Raw genomic sequence first — 17,112 nt, 5'->3', positions numbered from 1 at the left:
CTGTGCTGCAGCCCATTTGATCTATTGCGCGATCTGTTGCGCGATCTGTCGCTGCGGGGGCGTGGGGTAAAATCATCCACAGGAAAGCGTTTTCACAACGGGGCGCATCTGTGTAACCTTGTGCGAAATGTGAAGAATCGAAAGGAAGCGTCCATGGCAGGCTCGCTCAACAAGGTAATGCTGATCGGCAATCTGGGCCGTGATCCAGAGGTGCGCAGCTTCCAGAACGGGGGCAAAGTGTGCAACCTGCGCATTGCCACCTCGGAAACCTGGAAAGACCGCAACACCGGCGAGCGTCGTGAACGCACCGAATGGCATTCGGTTGCCGTGTTCAGCGAAGGTCTGGTGCGCGTGTGCGAACAATATCTGCGCAAGGGATCCAAGGTTTACGTCGAAGGCCAGCTGCAGACCCGCAAATGGCAAGACCAGTCCGGCAACGACCGTTACTCGACCGAAGTGGTGTTGCAGGGCTTCGGCTCGACCCTGACCATGCTCGATGGCCGTGGGGATAACCAGGGCGGCGGCGGTGGCGGCAGCTATGGCGGCGGCCAAAGCGGCGGTGGTTACGACCAGGGCGGCGGCAACTACGGTGGTGGCAACCAGGGCGGCGGCCAGCAATCCGGCCCGGCCGGCGGCGGGTTCGACGACGAGATCCCGTTCTAAACAAAAGCAAAATCAAGGAGGTGCGCGATGAGTTGGTCTTTCCCCATCGGGCACCTTTTCGGCTCGCAGATCCGGGTGCATGTCACCTTTCTGCTGCTCATCGCCTTTATCGGCGCCCAGGCTTGGAACACAAACGGCCCCATCGCCGCGCTTTGGACCACCATCTTTGTCTTGTTGCTGTTTGCCTGTGTCGTGGCCCATGAATTTGGTCACGCCCTGATGGCGCGCCGGTTCGGCATCCACACGCCAGATGTCACGCTCTTGCCAATTGGCGGCTTGGCTCGGCTGGAAAAGATGCCGGAAAACCCGATGCAAGAGGTCTGGGTGGCGCTGGCCGGTCCCGCAGTGAATGTGGTGATCTGGGCCGTATTGACGCTCCTGTTTGGGGCGCCAACTGACCCACAGCAATTGACCGGCCTCACCGTGACCCCGTCGACCCTGCCCGCGCAACTGGCGACGCTCAATCTGGTACTGGCGGTCTTCAACATGCTGCCCGCCTTTCCGATGGATGGCGGGCGGGTGGTGCGGGCCCTGGCGGCGATGGTCACCGACCGGGTCACCGCCACGCGGATCGCGGCCACGGCGGGTCAGTTTGTGGCCTTCCTGATGGCCTTGGCGGGGCTCACCTCGGGCAACCTGATGCTGGTCTTGATCGCAGGCTTCATCTTCTTCGCGGCAGGCGCCGAAAGCGCGGATGTGGCGATGCGGCATGTGGCCCGGCGTATGGTGGCGCGCGACGCAATGATCACGGAATATCAATCACTTGAACCGGGTGACAGTCTGGATCTGGCCGCCACAACGCTCATCCGCACCACGCAACACGAGTTTCCGGTGCTGGATCGGGACGGGCGGTTTCTGGGCTTCCTCACCCGCGACGCGCTCCTGCGCGCGATGGCCGAAGCCCGCACGGCCGTGGGCAAAATGGCCCATGTAGGCGACCTGATGCTCTCGGTGCCCGTGGTCAGCCTGACCGACGGGCTTGAAAAAGTCCTGACCCAAATGGGCCCCGCCCCCGCCGTCGCCGTAACCGATCGCGAAGGCCATTTCCTGGGCTATATCACCCGTGAAAACATTGGCGAGCTGATGGTGGTGGCGAACCGCAAACCCTGATGCGCGCAACCGAATTTCCGCGCCACCTGCTTTTTCTTGCCAAAAATACCCCGGGGTTCGAAGGCTTCTTGGAAACAGTCCGGGGGACTGTTTCGCCTGAAGAACGGGCGGAGCCCAATCTACAAAGGCGGGGGCAGAGCCCCTACCCCCGTGCCGCCAGCGCCTCGGTCAACACGTCGCGCACCACCTGCATGTCCACCTGATCGGTGACAAAGGCCTCGCCAATGGCCCGCGCCATGATGAACCGCAGCTTCCCGGCCTCAACCTTCTTGTCCTGCGCCATCAATTCGATCAACCCATCCGCATCGGGCAGATCCCCCGGAATGTCGGCCAGATCCTTCATCATGCCCATGTCGCTCAGATGGGCACGCCAGCGCGACGGGCTTTCCTGGCTGATCAACCCCATCCGGGCCGAGGTTTCAAAGGCCAGCGCACAGCCGATCGCCACCCCTTCGCCGTGCAGCAGACGGTCGGAATAGCCGGTGGCCGCTTCCAGCGCGTGGCCGAAGGTGTGACCCAGGTTCAAAAGCGCGCGGTCGCCCTGTTCGGTTTCATCGCGCACCACGATGTCGGCTTTCATCTGCACCGAATGGCGCACTGCCTCTTCGCGCAGCGCCATGTCGCCCGCCGCAAGCTTGGGCCCGTTCTCCTCAAGCCAGGCAAAGAAATCTGCATCGCCCAGCCCGCCATACTTTACAACCTCGCCGTAACCCGCGAGGAAATCGCGCTTTTTCAGGGTTCCCAAGACGGCCACATCGGCCAGCACCAAAGACGGTTGATGGAAGGCCCCGACAAGGTTTTTGCCATGCGAGGTGTTGATCCCGGTCTTGCCGCCCACCGAACTGTCCACCTGCGCCAGAAGGCTGGTTGGGATCTGCACAAAGCGCACGCCCCGGCGCAGGATCGCCGCCGCGAACCCCACCAGATCGCCGATCACACCGCCGCCAAAGGCGATGACCACATCCTTGCGTTCCACCTTTTGTGAGAGCAGCCATTCCACCACCTGCGTCACGTAAGGCCAGCTTTTGGTACCCTCGCCCGGCGGCAGGCTCAAAGCCTCGGCCGCAATCCCGTCTTTCGCCAACCCCGTCGTCAACGCGTCAAGATGCAGCGCGGCGACATTGTCCTCAGAGACAATCCAGACCTTTTTGCGGGTCAACAGCGGGGCAATTTCGGCCCCGGCGCGGTCCAACAGACCCGGCGCAATGCGAACATCATAGGCACGGTCGCCCAGGGGCACGTGAACGGTGGTCATAATTATACCTCTTCCAGAACATCCGGGCGGGTCAAAAGCGCTGTGATCACCGCGTCCGCCATATCGGTAATGGCATAGTCAGGGCGCGCCTCAACCGGCAAATCCGCCTTCGCATAAATCGGCACACGCGCATTGTAAATCTCGGTCAGGGTGGCCTTGGGATCGGGGGTGCGCAGCAAGGGGCGCGTGTCTTTATGCTTCACCCGGTTCCACAACAGGTCAAGATCCGCCTTCAGCCAGACCGACACGCCGCGCTCCGTGATCATGTCGCGGTTGCGATCGGCCAGAAAGGCCCCGCCGCCGGTGGACAACACAGCTTTTTCCGTGTCCAAAAGCCGGGCAATCACCTCGCTTTCGCGGTCGCGGAAAAAGGCCTCGCCGTCGCGCTCGAAAATCTCGGCAATCGACATGTTGGCGGCCTTCACGATTTCCTCGTCGCTGTCCAGGAACGGCACGCCAAGACGGTCGGCAAGTGCTTGGCCCACCGCGGTTTTCCCCGCCCCCATCATGCCGACCATCACGATGGATTTTTTCAGATCATAGGCCACACCAGCATCCATTTGCCAATTCGCGAAGTTTTTACTTCAATGGCGTGATCTTGCAGCAAAAGCCATATATAAAATGAACCGAGGCATTCGCGAGGCGAGAAAAAAAGGGAAAACCATGGCTCTTCGCTTGATCAAACTGGTGTTGTTTCTGGTGATTGCATCCGGAATTGGCGTGTTGGGATACACATTCCTGGGTGACATGTCGCCCAATGCAACCCCGCAAACCATGTCCGTGACCCTGAATGGTGGCTAACCCCAACCCGAACAGATACCGCCTGGCAGTGGCGTGTGGCATCGGCCTTTTGGTCGGTGGGATGGGCTTTGCGCAGGATGCATCCGCGCCCACAACCGCGCGCGGCGAACCCATGTCGGCCATCAACTGGTTGTCTGACAGCATCGCCACGCCATCCGTGGCACCCCCGGGCAAGATCATCCAGGGCGACGTGGCCACCTCGGCGGCGGTTGCTGCGGTCACCGTGTCAGCCATAGGGGCAACCGCCACGGATGCGGTGGGGTTGCTGCCCTCGCATATCACGGGGTTTCCCCGCACGCTTTGGGGCGCGTCCAGGGCCGATGATCTGGCGCGCCGCATCCTGACATTGCCCATCGACCTTATGCCCGCAATGCAGCAATTGCTGACCCGATTGTTGCTGGCCGAGCTGGATCCGCCCCAGGGGTCCGCCACCGGGTCAGACCGGCTGTTTCTGGCACGGGTGGATCGGCTGCTGGGCACCGGGGCGCTGGATCAGGCGGATGCGCTTTTGGCACGGGCCGGAACCCGCACCCCCAACAGTTTTCGCCGCAGCTTTGACACCGCGCTGTTGCTGGGCGAAGAGGATTTCCCCTGCGATCGGTTGAGCGCCGCCCCCGAACTGAGCCCCACCTTTCAGGCCCGGGTTTTCTGTCTGGCGCGCCAGGGCGATTGGGATGCAGCCGTTTTGTCATTGGGCACCGGCCGTGCGCTTGGCTATCTGACAGAGGCCGAGGATGCGCTTTTGTCACGTTTCCTCGACCCCGATCTTTTTGAAGACGAACCGCCCCTGCCGCAGCCCAGCCACCCCTCGCCCCTGACCTTCCGCCTGTACGAGGCGATCGGCCAGCATATCTCCACGCCCGGTCTGCCACTGGCCTTTGCCCAGGCGGATCTGCGCGCCAATATCGGTTGGAAAGCCCGCGCCGAAGCCGGCGAACGGCTGGCCCGGGTGGGCGCCATCAGCGACAATCAGATTTATGGCCTCTACACGGAACGCAAACCCGCAGCGTCCGGTGGGATCTGGGATCGGATGGCCGCCGTGCGCGCCCTGGATGCGGCGCTTGTGGAAAAAGACACGGACACCATCGCTGCCTTGCTGCCAGACCTGTGGCAGCGGCTGGAACATGCCGGGCTGGAAATGCCGTTTTCGCGTATTTTCGGCCCGGATCTGGCCAGGCTGTCCCTGCCGGAGGACGCAGCCTGGGTCGCGCTGCGCATGGGTCTGCTGTCGGACCGTGCCGAAGAGGTGGCGCAGGGGGCAATCCGCAGCGACACCCGCGCCCATCCCCATCGTGATATCCTGTTGGCCATCGCCCGCGGCGAAACCGACAAGGTGGTGCCAGTGGATGCAAAAACCGAAGCCGTGTTGCAGGGATTTGCTGCAACAGAGCTGCCGGTCCGTCTGTCATCGCTGGTCGAAGGGGATCGATTGGGAGAAGCGATTTTGCGGGCCATTGCGCTTTTCACAGGTGGGGCGCTGGGGGATCTGGACGAGCTGACAGATGCGCTGGCACTGTTTCGCCTTGTGGGGCTGGAACAGGTGGCGCGTCAAGCTGCGCTGGAGTTTCTGATCCTTGATCGGAGGGGATAAGAATGGCCGATCCGGTGGTTCATCCTGATCACGCCCGTTGGATTTCCGCTTTTCTTGAGGCGCAGGCGGCGGAGCTGGACGCATCGGAAAACACCCTTCTGGCCTATGGGCGTGACCTGAAGGCCTTTTCCGATCACGTGGCCCCACGTCTGTTTGATGAGGTCACACGCGACGAGATCGAAGCCTATATGGTGGCCTGTGATGCGCTTGGGCTGGCAAAATCCACCCGCGCGCGCCGCCTGTCCGCGGTGAAGGGGCTTTATCGCTTTGCCTATGAGGAAGGCTGGCGGCAGGACAATCCGGCGCTGAAAATCAAAGGTCCGGGGCGCACGAAATCCCTTCCCAAGACGCTGAGCGAAGATCAGGTGGACGCGCTTTTGTCCGCCGCCCGCACGCTGGGCCGGACCAAGATGGACCGCACCCGCAACACCTGCTTGATGGAACTGCTCTATGCCACCGGCATGCGGGTGAGCGAATTGGTCAGCCTGCCCGTATCCAGTGCACGCGGTGACCCGCGGATGCTTCTGGTCAAGGGCAAAGGGGGCAAGGAACGGCTGGTGCCGCTGTCGCCCCCAGCCCGCGATGCGGTGGCAGATTGGCTGATCTGTCGCGATGACGCCGAGGAGGTCGCGCGGATCGAGAAAAAGATCGCCCCATCGCCCTTTCTGTTCCCATCCCGTGGCAAGCTGGGCCATTTGACCCGGCATCGGTTTTTTGGCCTGATCAAGGAAATTGCGGTGGCCGCCGGGGTGTCGCCCGATGCGGTCACACCCCACCGGTTGCGTCACGCGTTTGCCACCCATTTGCTGGCACGCGGCGCGGATTTGCGCAGCATCCAGACACTGCTTGGCCATGCGGATGTAGCGACGACCGAGATCTACACCCATGTTCTGGAAGAGCGCCTGAAAGACCTGGTGTTGGAGCATCATCCACTGGCGCAATCCGACAAATGACCCCTTGGCTGTGCGGACAAGGTCATGGCTGCCTGACGAGCTCTGCCCCTGTGCAACGACGAAGGAAACGGATCATTCACAAAACTAGAAAACTAGTTTTCTAGTTTTCTAGTTTTCTAGTTTTCTAGTTTTCTAGTTTTCTAGTTTTCTAGTTTTCTAGTTTTCTAGTTTTCTAAGAATTTGGGATCGGCAAGGCTGTGGTCAATCCCCAATTCACCTGTTTCCCCCCAGTTCCCATCTTGTCCTTTACCGCAAACAACGGCAGAGAGAGGGAATGACACATGACATTCTTTGCATCGGATCCGTCCTGTGGGATGTGATCGGACGCACCACAATCGACATGCGCCTGGGATCAGATGAACCGGGCCGGATCACCCGCCTTCCGGGGGGCGTGGCAATGAACATTGCCATGACCTTTTCGCGCTTCGGCCTGAAACCCGCGCTGATCACCGCCATTGGTCTAGATCACGAAGGCGAAGAGTTGATGATGCGCGCAGCCCAGATGGGTATGGTGACAGAGTATATCCACCGCCCCCACGACCTTCCCACCGACCGCTATATGGCGATCGAAGGACCGGCCGGGCTGGTGGCGGCCCTTGCCGATGCGCATTCGCTGGAGGCGGCCGGGGATGCCATTTTGATCCCGCTCGAAAACGGCACGCTTGGATCCGCTGATGCGCCCTATCGGGGGATTGTTGCGCTGGATGGCAACCTGACCGTGGATCTTCTTGGCGAAATTGCCTCGCGCCCCAGCTTTGCCCTCGCGGATCTGCGCGTGGCCCCGGCCAGCCCGGGCAAAGCCAGACGTCTGCGCCCGCTGATGTCCCACCCCGGCGCCACCTTATATGTGAACCGGGAAGAGGCGGGGATCTTGACAGATACCACCCCCGAAACAGCCGTTCAGGGCGCGCAGACCCTGCTGGAGGCTGGTGCCACCCGGGTCATTGTCACCGACGGGGGCAATCTGGCTGCCGAAGGGCACAAGACCCGCGGTGTGATCACCGCCCCCTGCCCGTCCATTCGCGTGCGCCGCATCACCGGGGCGGGCGACACCTTCATGGCCGCCCATATCGCCGCCGAACGCGAGGGGCAGCCCCCTGCCGATGCCCTTGATACGGCCCAGAAAATCGCAGCCAAATATGTCTCAGGAGAAGACGTCTGATGTTTGACCTCACCTATTCACCGGAAGTGTCCCACGCCCTGACCCACGGCGCACCGGTTGTGGCGCTGGAAAGCACCATCATCACCCATGGCATGCCCTATCCGCAAAATGTCGACACCGCGCGCGAGGTCGAGGCGGTGGTGCGTGACGGTGGGGCCGTGCCGGCCACAATCGCGGTCATGAATGGCAAGCTGCATATCGGCCTGACCGATGATCAGTTGATGGAACTGGCACAGGCGGAAAACGTCGCCAAGGTCAGCCGCGCCGATATGCCGGTTTGCCTGGCAACGGGGGGCTATGGCGCGACCACCGTGGCCGCCACGATGATCGCGGCCCATCTGGCAGGCATCCGCGTCTTTGCCACGGGTGGCATTGGCGGGGTGCATCGCGGGGCCGAAGAGACCTTTGATATTTCTGCCGACCTGCGCGAGTTTTCGGCCACCCCGGTCACCGTCGTGGCCGCTGGCGCGAAAGCGATCCTCGACATTCCAAAAACACTGGAAGTGCTTGAAACCCTTGGCGTTCCGGTGATCACCTACGGGCAGGACGCATTTCCTGCCTTCTGGTCGCGCAGCTCTGGCCTTGCCTCGCCCCTGCGTCTGGACAGTGCCGAAGATATTGCGCGCGCTGGCCAGATGCGCAGTGATCTGGGCCTGCCCGGCGGGCAGCTGATTGCCAACCCGATCCCGGAGCATGCCGAAATCCCACGCGAAGAAATCCAACCGGTGATCGAAGACGCTCTGGTGCAGTCCGAGGTGGAGCGGATCACCGCGAAACAGGTCACGCCCTTCCTGCTGAATGCGATGTATAAAGCCACCGAAGGACGGTCGCTTGAGGCCAATATCGCGCTGGTCAAAAACAATGCTGCCCTCGCCGCCCAGATCGCCACCGCCTTTACAAATCTTGGCGCGTAGGCCCGTCCCCCATTGACCCGAGGGCGAAAGTACCTAAGTTCCCCTGAGGGAAGGTAAAAGAGACATTATGGACGACCAGCCACATCGCAGCAAATGGCGCCTGTTTACCGGGCTTCGCAACAACTTTCTTGCGGGGTTGGTGGTTGTGGTGCCGATCGCCGTCACCATGTGGCTGATCTGGACCTTCGTGGGCTGGATTGACAGCTGGGTCCTGCCCTTTGTGCCCGCCCGTTATCACCCGGATGCGCTGATCGACTGGCTGTTTGGCGACAGCGAGTGGTTCAAATGGCTGTTTGGCGAAGACATTCGGGTGAATGTGCGCGGTCTTGGCGTGGTGGTGTTCCTGATCTTCACCGTGATTGTCGGTTGGATCACCAAGGGGCTCATCGGCCGGTCGTTCCTGGCCTGGGGCGAGCGCATGGTGGACCGGATGCCGGTGGTGCGCTCGTTATATAACGGTCTGAAGCAGATTGCTGAAACCGTGTTCAGCCAGTCAAATGAGACCAAGTTCGACAAGGCCTGTCTGGTGGAATATCCGCGCAAAGGGATCTGGGCGATTGCCTTCATCTCGACCAAGGCCAAAGGCGAAGTTGATGCGCGGATCCCGGTGGATGAAGACATTATTTCGGTCTTCCTGCCCACCACGCCAAACCCGACCTCGGGGTTCCTGCTGTTTGTGCCCCGCCATTCGGTGATCGAGCTGGATATGACGGTCGAGGATTGCGCCAAGCTGGTGATTTCGGCGGGCCTGGTCTATCCAAACGCAAAAGATCCCACTCAACCGCCTGAGATTGCAGGAAAATGATTGCGTCGATTACCGGGTTTGCGACAGGGTTTTCCCTGATCCTGGCGATTGGTGCGCAAAACGCATTTGTGTTGCGTCAGGGGCTTTTGCGCACACATGTTTTTCCCCTCAGCCTGTTTTGTGCCCTCTCTGATGCGCTTTTGATTGCCGCGGGCGTGTTGGGCTTTGGCGCGCTGGTCACCGCCCTGCCGATGCTGCCCATTGTCATGGCGTTGGCCGGGGCCGGGTTTTTAGTCGTCTATGGCGCAATGCGGTTTTTGGCTGCCTGGAAAGGCAATTACGCGATGGAGCTTGCCGGACAGTCCCGTTCTCTTGGCGCCACGATTGCCATCGCCGCCGCCTTCACTTGGCTCAACCCGCATGTCTATCTGGACACGCTGGGGCTGATCGGCGCGATTTCCACCAGCTATGAAAGCTGGGATGAACGGATCCAGTTTGGCATGGGCGCGGTCACCGCCAGCTTCGTCTTCTTCTTTTCACTGGGCTACGGCGCGCGCCTTCTGGCCCCGATCATGTCGCGCCCGTCGGCGTGGCGGGTCTTGGATGCGATCATCGGCGTCACCATGTGGCTGATTGCGCTGGGGCTTTTGCGTGGCGTCTGGACCGGATCGATCCACTAAACGCACCGCCCTCAGTGATCAAAAATCTTGCAAGATTTTTACCCGGAGTTTTGCAAAACTCCGGCGCGGCGTGCCCCTCAGCCAAACATCTCGGCCAGATCGACACTGCCCCGTGCCCCGATATCGTCAAAATGCGCGTCCAGAAAGTGATCCGCTGCCCTGCGCCCGGCCTCTTTCATCCGGGTCAGCATCACCGGGGTCGGGGTGAGTTTCGTAACCGCCGACAGATCCCCCATCAGATCATCATCCGCAATCATATGCACCAGCACATCCTTCATTGTGCCGCGTTTGACCGCGCCCTCAGCAATCAAGCGTTTCACAAAGGAAATCGCCCTGAGTTCGCGCAGCAGCGAGGAATTGAAACTGATCTCATTGACCCGATTGTGAATTTCTGTTGGGGTTTTGGGCAGATCTTCCCGGTGCAACGGGTTGATGTTCACGATCACAAGATCGTCCGGCAAGCCCTTGTCAAACAATGGAAATAATGCCGGGTTTGCGGTGTATCCCCCATCCCAAAACGCTTCGCGTCGGCCGGTTTGCGGATCGTCAATTTCCACCGCCTGAAAAATCGTCGGCAGGCAGGCTGAGGCCAGGATCACATCGGTCGACAATTCCTCGCCCGAAAACACCCGCACCTTACCAGAGCGCACATTGGTCGCCGCGATGAAGAGCTTGGGGCCGTGCTGCGCGCAGACCGCATCAAATGCCAGCGCATCCACAACCGAGCGCAGCGGGTTCTGGTAAAACGGACCGATGTGATAGGGGCTGACGAGGCGTGTCGCGAAATCCGCCATGATCGACGTGGGCGACAGTTCCATCACCTGGGTCAGCGTGTCATTGGGCGCAAAGATCGAAGACAGCCAATTGGTCAGACGCAGATCGTGGATGCCGCCCACCCGGTGCCACAGCGCGTCCAGGCTGGCCTTGGCCCCTGCCCGGTCATAGCCGGATCCATCCGCCATCAACCCGGCCTTCAGCGCCGCGCCGTTCAATGCGCCTGCCGAGGTGCCGGTGATTGCGGCAATCTTTAGTCGCTCATCGTCGAGCAGACGATCGAGCACCCCCCAGGTGAAGGCCCCATGCGCGCCCCCGCCCTGCAGGGCCAAATTGATGTGTTTTACCATTGGCCTGTTTCTCGCTCCGCGCTTACAGAGCGGTCCAGCCGCCATCGACCGAGATCGTGGTGCCGGTGATCTGCGCGGCGGCGTCCGAGCACAGGAACACGGCCGTGCCGCCCATCTGTTCCACCGTGGCGAAATCCTTGGACGGTTGACGCTTCAACATCACGTTCTTCACGACCTCTTCACGGGTCATGTTATATTCCTTCATCGTGTCCGGGATCTGACCTTCGACCAGCGGGGTCAGCACATAACCCGGGCAGATCGCATTGGCGGTGATCGGCTCTTCCGCCGTTTCCAGCGCCACGGTTTTGGTCAGGCCAACCACGCCATGTTTGGCGGCGATATAGGCGGATTTATAGGGCGAGGCGGTCAGACCGTGGGCAGAGGCAATGTTCACCACCCGGCCCCAGCCCGCCTTGCGCATCATCGGCAGTGCCGCCGCGGTGGTGTGAAAAGCCGAATTCATATTGATCGCGATGATCGCATCCCATTTCTCGACTGGAAATTGATCCACCGGAGCCACATACTGAATGCCCGCATTGTTGATCAGGATGTCACAGGCCCCGGCCTGTTCCACCAATGCCCGGCATTCTTCACCCTTCGACATATCCGCCTTGATGTATCGCGCGGTCACGCCAAACTCGTCAGCGATACCCTTTGCGATGGCGTGGTCTTCGTCGCGATCCGTGAAAGAGTTCAGCACCACATCCGCGCCCGCCCGTGCCATTTCCCGCGCTATGCCCAACCCGATGCCAGAGTTCGATCCGGTGATGACTGCGGTTTTTCCTGCAAGAGAAGTGGTGATCGCCATGGCTCGGCCCTTTCAAAGATTTTCTGCTTCGCAGCATAAAACCTCAGGCCAGAAGGAAAACAGTTTTTTCAGGGGAAAAGGAAGGATGTCCCTTCACATGTGATTCTTTGCCGCCCTCGGGTCCCTGTTTCCCCTTGCGGCAGAGCAGAATGACCCATAAAAAAAACGCCCGCACGAGGCGGGCGTAAGTTATTGAGGCAGGTTTCATACAGGCAAGAAACCTATCGAGCAGTGATTACTTTATACCGCCTAACTCCGCGGGTTCCAAGCTAAAAGTTTGAAAAGACTATTTGACACAGGTAGGATTTTGATCAGTCAAACAGGGCTTTGAAGGATTGTTGCTCATATGAAATCAAATATTTTCCCGAAACTGCGCCAATGTCTAAAGATTGGCGCGGTGATCAGCCTTGGCGCGAACTTGGCGCATGCGGACCCCAGCCATGGCATAGCTATGTATGGTGACCCCGCCCTTCCACCGGATTTTGTGTCTCTCCCCCATGTGAACCCCGATGCGCCGAAAGGCGGCAAGATCGTGTTTGCCGAGGCGGGCAGCTTTGATTCGCTGCATCCGCTGATTCGCAAGGGCTCCGCCCCCTGGCAGCTGCGCTTCATGCTGTTTGAAAGCCTGATGGGCCGCAGTTGGGACGAGCCGTTCACACTTTACGGCGTGCTGGCCGAATCGATTGAAACCGATGACAGCCGCGCCTGGGTTGAATTTACCCTGCGCGAAGAGGCGAAGTTCTCGGATGGCAGCCCGGTCACCGTGGAAGACGTGATGTGGTCTTATGAGGTGCTCGGCACCCAGGGCCACCCCCGCTATCAGGGCGCGTGGAAGAAGATCGAGAGCATGGAACAGACCGGTCCGCGCGCGATCAAGTTCACCTTCAACACCGAAGATCGCGAATTGCCGCTGCTATTGGGCATGCGCCCCATCCTGAAAAAGGCGCAATGGGAGGGACGTGATTTCGGCACGTCCGGCGTTGATTTGGTGCCAATCGGATCTTCGCCCTATGTGATTGGTGATTTTGAACCGGGGCGCTACCTAACCCTGAAACGCAACCCCAACTATTGGGGCAAAGATGTGCCTTTCATGCGCGGCCAGGCCAATCTAGATGAAATCCGCTTTGATTATTACGGCGATGGCGATGTAACGTTTGAGGCCTTCAAGGCGGGCGAGGCCACAACCTATCGCGAAACCAATGCACGCAAATGGGCCACGCAATTTGATTTCCCGGCCGTTCAGTCGGGCGACATTGTCCTGTCGGACATTCCGCATCAACGCCCAACCGGCATCAAGGGCTATGTGATGAACACCCGCCGCGCACCGTTTCAGGACATTCGCGTGCGCGATGCACTGATCCATGCGTTCAACTATGAGTTCATCAATCAATCGCTTTACGGCGGCGGGCAAAAACGCATCCAGTCCTATTTCCACAACTCGGTTCTGGGTATGAAACCGGGCGCAGCTGCCGAAGGCCGCGTGCGTGAAATGCTGTCCGCTTATGACAACCTGCCGGAAGGGGCGCTCGACGGCTATGCCCTACCCGTTTCAGACGGGTCGGAACGCAACCGCAAAGGCCTGCGCCGCGCCATGGCGCTGATGGAAGAGGCCGGATGGTCGATCCAGGACGGTGTGATGAAAAACGCGGCGGGACAGGCCTTCACCTTCGATATCCTTTTGAAAAACGGGGCCACGGAAACCCGCCAGACCATTGACATCTTTGTCGAGGCCCTGAAACGCATTGGCATCACGCCCAGCGTCACCTCGGTCGACAGCGCCCAATACAAGGAGCGCACAAACGCTTTTGACTTTGACATGGTCTATTACTGGCGCGGCTTGTCGCTGTCGCCGGGCAATGAGCAAAAGCTCTATTGGGGATCGGAAAGCGCCTCTCAGGACGGGTCGCGCAACTGGATGGGCGTCGAAAGCAAGGTGATTGACGGGCTGATCGATACGCTTCTGAATGCCAAAAGCCAAGGCGATTTCCGCGCCGCCACCAAGGCGCTGGACCGGGTGCTGACCGCCAGCCGTTTTGTCATCCCCGTGGGGTTCAGCGAGTTGTCGCATATCGCCCATGTGAAGGAACTGCGCTTCCCGGACACGATCCCGATGTATGGCGATTATCTGGGCTTCCAGCCAGAGATCTGGTGGTATGAAGAGTGATCCCATCCACAAGACAAAACATGAAAAAGGGGCCCAGAACGCGGCCCCTTATTTTCTGGTCTGAAATATCCCGGGGTGAGCGCGGCACGCGCGAGGGGCAGCGCCCCTCATCCGCGATCAGATTTACGCCAACGAGGTCACCCACAGGATCGTCGCATCCTCTTCGCTGACCGAAATCACGTTATGGCCCATCGAGGCATCGTAATAGGCGCTGTCGCCACGTTTCATGTCAACCGGCTCGTAAAACTCGGTGATCAGGCGCACGGCCCCGGTCAAAACGTAAAGAAACTCTTCGCCATCATGGCGCACCCAGCCGTCAAATTCATCAAAGCTGCGCGCGCGCACGCGGGCGCGGTAGGGCAGCATGGTCTTTTTGGTCAGCGCCCCGCCCAGCAGTTCATGTTCATAGGTGGTGGTCGGATGGGCCGCGCCCTCGCCCGATTTGGTCACCGTCATACGGCCCGACACATGCGCCGCCTTCGGCGCTGTGAACAGTTGCGGGACCGAGATTTCCAGCCCCACCGCCAGCTTTTTCAACGCCTCGTAAGTGGGTGACATCTGGCCGTTTTCAATCTTTGACAGGGTGGATCGGGCAAGGCCCGCCTGCCCCGCCGCCTGTTCCAGGGTCCAACCGCGTGATTTGCGCAGCTCGCGCACCCGTTCGCCGAGGTTCAGGGGGCTCGGGTCCGGGGCCTCTTCGCCGCTTTCGCGGGCCAGTTGGATCAGGCTGGGCGTTCTGTTTTCGGTCATATCCCCCTATTGGCACCGCTTTCGCCCTATTGCAACCTTCGGCAGGAGTTGGCACATGTTTCCCATGCTGTCCGAATGCCCCCCCTCCGCCCCGATTGCGCCCGCGCCCGCCGCGTTCAACATGGCCGCCTATGTGTTGCGCCACGCCAAGGATCTAGGGGACAAGATCGCCCTGTCGGTGGTGTCGACCAGGGAAAAGGACACCCATTGGACCTATGCCCAGCTGGCCCGCGCGGTGGAAGGCGTGGCCAGTGGGCTGCTGTCTCATGGGCTGGTCCCCGGCGATCATGTTCTGCTGCGCCTTGGCAATACGGTCGATTTTCCGCTGGCCTTCCTGGCCTGTATTCACGCCGGGATTGTGCCCGTGCCCACCTCATCGCAGCTGACCGAAGCCGAGATCACCAAAATGGCCGCGATGATCGCGCCCACTCGGATCATCGCGGCAGATGGGATCGCCCTGCCAGGGGGCACCACCGCCAAAGATGTGATTTCAACCGATGAATTGCACGAAATGGCCACCCTGCCCGCCGCCCCGTGCCAGATGGGTGACCCGAACCGCCCCGCCTATATCATTTTCACTTCCGGCACCTCAGGTCAGGCACGCGCCGTGGTTCACGCGCATCGCGCGATCTGGGCGCGGCAGATGATGTGGGAGGGCTGGTACGGGCTGCATGCAGATGACCGCCTGATGCATGCGGGGGCGTTCAACTGGACCTATACATTGGGCACCGGATTGATGGACCCGTGGACGGTTGGGGCCACGGCGCTGATCCCTGCTGCGGGCAGCGGCCCCCGGGACGTCGCCTCTCTTCTGGCGCGCCACAAGGCCACGATCTTTGCCGCCGCACCGGGGGTTTACCGCCAGATGTTGAAACATGACCTGCCCGATCTGCCGGACCTGCGGCACGGGTTGTCGGCGGGGGAAAAGCTCCCGTCCACCACGCGCGACGGCTGGAACGCGCGCACCGGTAAAAAGATCTACGAAGCCTACGGCATGTCGGAATGTTCAACCTTCATTTCCGGCAGCCCCAACCACCCCGCGCCCCCCGGCACGCTGGGCTTTCCCCAGCCCGGTCGCCATGTGGCGGTGTTGGGAGACGACGGCCAGCCCGTGCCGCGCGGCGCGCCGGGCATTATGGCGGTGCATCGCTCGGATCCCGGCCTGATGCTGGGCTATCTTGGTGCAAAAGAGGCCACGGCGGATCGGTTCTCAGGCAACTGGTTTTTGACCGGCGACACGGTGATCCTGACCGACGAGGGGGCCATCCGGTTTGAGGGGCGGTCGGATGACATAATGAACGCGGGCGGGTTTCGTGTCTCGCCCATCGAGGTGGAGGCCGCCATGGCGTTGCATCCCGACGTGCATGAAGCCGCCTGCGCCGAGGTCGACATCAAGGCGGATGCAACGGTCATAGCCTGTTTCTATACCCCCGAACACGCGCCTGTCGCCGAGGGGGATTTGTCGGACCACGCCCACGCCACCCTTGCCCATTATAAATGCCCGCGCCTGTTCATCCCCGTGGACACCCTGCCCCGTGGTGCCAATAACAAACTGTTGCGGGCAACGCTTCGGGACCAGTTCGCTGCGGGAAAATTCCGTCACCTGACAAGTAAGTGACCGCGCAACGGCCCGTGGCTCTTTTCAACTGCCACAATCCACGATAAGGCGAGTAGGTCGAAGGAGTTCGTTATGATCCGCCTGGATGTATTTTCAGATCCGATTTGCCCCTGGTGCTATATTGGCAAGGCCCGGCTGCAACGTGCCCTGGAAGCGCGGCCCAACCATCCGTTTGTCGTGCATTGGCATCCGTTTCAGCTGAACCCCGACATGCCAAAAGAGGGCATGGACCGGCGCGCTTATCTTGAGGCCAAGTTCGGCGGCAAAGAGGGCGCGATCAAAGCCTATCTGCCCGTGGTGCAAGAGGCCGACGCCAGCGGGCTGGAGATCAACCTTGAGGCCATCACGCGCACCCCGAACACATTGAACGCCCATCGGCTGATCCATTGGGCGGCATTGGAAGAAAAACAAAACGCCATGGTGGATCGCCTGTTCAAGGCCTATTTCGTCGAAGGTCAGGATATCGGAGCACTGGACGTGCTGGCGGCGCTGGCCTCGGATGTGGGGTTGGATGGTGACGTGATGGCACGGCTTTTGTCGTCAGACGCGGATGCAGAGGACATTGCGGCGCGCGACGCAGATGCGCGCCACAAGGGGGTGAATTCGGTGCCCACCTTTGTCATTTCAAACCAGCATGTGGTGCCGGGCGCTCAGCCCCCTGAACTTTGGATGCAAGTGATTGACGAGATCTGCGAACAGCTTGATGCCGACCCGGCGGAGCAATCGCACAACCCGCCGAAGGATCCCCTGTGAAAGGGTTGTTTTCCCCTAAAA

The 17,112-nt window shown here is 60.5% G+C and carries 17 protein-coding genes; 12 read left to right on the top strand and 5 right to left on the bottom strand.

The window, feature by feature from the left end:
• Positions 1-153 precede the first annotated feature (153 nt).
• Both ssb and ACP15V_RS07610 read left to right on the top strand, forming a co-directional pair.
• Entirely contained in the window at positions 154-663 is a 510-nt protein-coding gene (gene ssb / locus ACP15V_RS07615) for a single-stranded DNA-binding protein (RefSeq protein WP_424943071.1), read from the top strand.
• A 27-nt stretch (positions 664-690) separates the two neighbouring features.
• Positions 691-1,773, top strand: coding sequence for a site-2 protease family protein (locus tag ACP15V_RS07610; protein WP_424943070.1), 1,083 nt, complete (start codon positions 691-693; stop codon positions 1,771-1,773).
• A gap of 142 nt (positions 1,774-1,915) precedes the next feature.
• Here ACP15V_RS07610 and aroB read toward each other — a convergent pair whose 3' ends face one another.
• The gene (gene aroB / locus ACP15V_RS07605) at positions 1,916-3,031 is read right to left on the bottom strand and encodes a 3-dehydroquinate synthase (RefSeq protein WP_424943396.1); all 1,116 of its coding nucleotides are present in this window, start codon (positions 3,029-3,031) and stop codon (positions 1,916-1,918) included.
• Positions 3,031-3,588 carry a shikimate kinase gene (locus ACP15V_RS07600; protein WP_424943069.1) on the bottom strand — a complete coding sequence of 186 codons (558 nt, stop codon included), beginning with the start codon at positions 3,586-3,588 and terminating at the stop codon, positions 3,031-3,033. The genes aroB and ACP15V_RS07600 overlap by 1 nt, the downstream gene beginning before the upstream one ends.
• 103 nt (positions 3,589-3,691) lie before the next feature.
• Here ACP15V_RS07600 and ACP15V_RS07595 point away from each other — a divergent pair, with 103 nt between their 5' ends.
• The 7 genes from ACP15V_RS07595 (at position 3,692) to ACP15V_RS07565 (ending at position 9,874) form a co-directional block, all read left to right on the top strand.
• Positions 3,692-3,829 (top strand): hypothetical protein, encoded by a 138-nt coding sequence (locus ACP15V_RS07595; protein ID WP_424943068.1) that lies wholly within the window; start codon positions 3,692-3,694, stop codon positions 3,827-3,829.
• The gene (locus ACP15V_RS07590; protein ID WP_424943067.1) at positions 3,819-5,420 is read left to right on the top strand and encodes a hypothetical protein; all 1,602 of its coding nucleotides are present in this window, start codon (positions 3,819-3,821) and stop codon (positions 5,418-5,420) included. Before ACP15V_RS07595 ends, ACP15V_RS07590 begins: the two co-directional genes overlap by 11 nt.
• 2 nt (positions 5,421-5,422) lie before the next feature.
• Positions 5,423-6,373 carry a tyrosine recombinase gene (locus tag ACP15V_RS07585; RefSeq protein WP_424943066.1) on the top strand — a complete coding sequence of 317 codons (951 nt, stop codon included), beginning with the start codon at positions 5,423-5,425 and terminating at the stop codon, positions 6,371-6,373.
• Between the two features lie 274 nt (positions 6,374-6,647).
• Positions 6,648-7,535, top strand: a complete 888-nt coding sequence (locus tag ACP15V_RS07580) for a PfkB family carbohydrate kinase (RefSeq protein ID WP_424943065.1) — start codon at positions 6,648-6,650, stop codon at positions 7,533-7,535.
• Positions 7,535-8,449: a pseudouridine-5'-phosphate glycosidase gene (locus tag ACP15V_RS07575; protein ID WP_424943064.1), complete on the top strand. Its 915-nt coding sequence runs from the start codon at positions 7,535-7,537 to the stop codon at positions 8,447-8,449. Before ACP15V_RS07580 ends, ACP15V_RS07575 begins: the two co-directional genes overlap by 1 nt.
• Positions 8,450-8,516: 67 nt before the next feature.
• Entirely contained in the window at positions 8,517-9,254 is a 738-nt protein-coding gene (locus ACP15V_RS07570) for a DUF502 domain-containing protein (protein ID WP_424943063.1), read from the top strand.
• On the top strand, positions 9,251-9,874 hold the full coding sequence (locus ACP15V_RS07565) for a LysE/ArgO family amino acid transporter (protein WP_424943062.1): 624 nt from the start codon (positions 9,251-9,253) through the stop codon (positions 9,872-9,874). Before ACP15V_RS07570 ends, ACP15V_RS07565 begins: the two co-directional genes overlap by 4 nt.
• 77 nt (positions 9,875-9,951) lie before the next feature.
• On the opposite strand, the gene ACP15V_RS07560 is transcribed toward ACP15V_RS07565, so the two are convergent.
• Both ACP15V_RS07560 and ACP15V_RS07555 read right to left on the bottom strand, forming a co-directional pair.
• Positions 9,952-10,998, bottom strand: a complete 1,047-nt coding sequence (locus ACP15V_RS07560) for a patatin-like phospholipase family protein (protein WP_424943061.1) — start codon at positions 10,996-10,998, stop codon at positions 9,952-9,954.
• A gap of 22 nt (positions 10,999-11,020) precedes the next feature.
• Entirely contained in the window at positions 11,021-11,806 is a 786-nt protein-coding gene (locus tag ACP15V_RS07555) for a 3-hydroxybutyrate dehydrogenase (protein ID WP_424943060.1), read from the bottom strand.
• Between the two features lie 346 nt (positions 11,807-12,152).
• Here ACP15V_RS07555 and ACP15V_RS07550 point away from each other — a divergent pair, with 346 nt between their 5' ends.
• Positions 12,153-13,970, top strand: a complete 1,818-nt coding sequence (locus ACP15V_RS07550) for an extracellular solute-binding protein (protein ID WP_424943059.1) — start codon at positions 12,153-12,155, stop codon at positions 13,968-13,970.
• 123 nt (positions 13,971-14,093) lie between these two features.
• Here the strand turns inward: ACP15V_RS07550 and ACP15V_RS07545 are convergent, their stop codons facing one another.
• On the bottom strand, positions 14,094-14,720 hold the full coding sequence (locus tag ACP15V_RS07545) for a helix-turn-helix domain-containing protein (protein ID WP_424943058.1): 627 nt from the start codon (positions 14,718-14,720) through the stop codon (positions 14,094-14,096).
• A gap of 64 nt (positions 14,721-14,784) precedes the next feature.
• Between ACP15V_RS07545 and ACP15V_RS07540 the strand changes: the two genes are divergently transcribed.
• Entirely contained in the window at positions 14,785-16,338 is a 1,554-nt protein-coding gene (locus tag ACP15V_RS07540; RefSeq protein ID WP_424943395.1) for a class I adenylate-forming enzyme family protein, read from the top strand.
• Positions 16,339-16,410: 72 nt separating this feature from the next.
• Positions 16,411-17,091 carry a DsbA family oxidoreductase gene (locus tag ACP15V_RS07535; RefSeq protein ID WP_424943057.1) on the top strand — a complete coding sequence of 227 codons (681 nt, stop codon included), beginning with the start codon at positions 16,411-16,413 and terminating at the stop codon, positions 17,089-17,091.
• Positions 17,092-17,112: the final 21 nt, after the last annotated feature.

Origin of the sequence: Aliiroseovarius crassostreae, from assembly GCF_049803815.1 — a bacterium.
Classification (GTDB): domain Bacteria; phylum Pseudomonadota; class Alphaproteobacteria; order Rhodobacterales; family Rhodobacteraceae; genus Aliiroseovarius; species Aliiroseovarius crassostreae_A.
The sequence above is the reverse complement of the archived record's forward strand: the minus strand, read 5'-3'. Positions and strand labels throughout refer to the sequence as shown.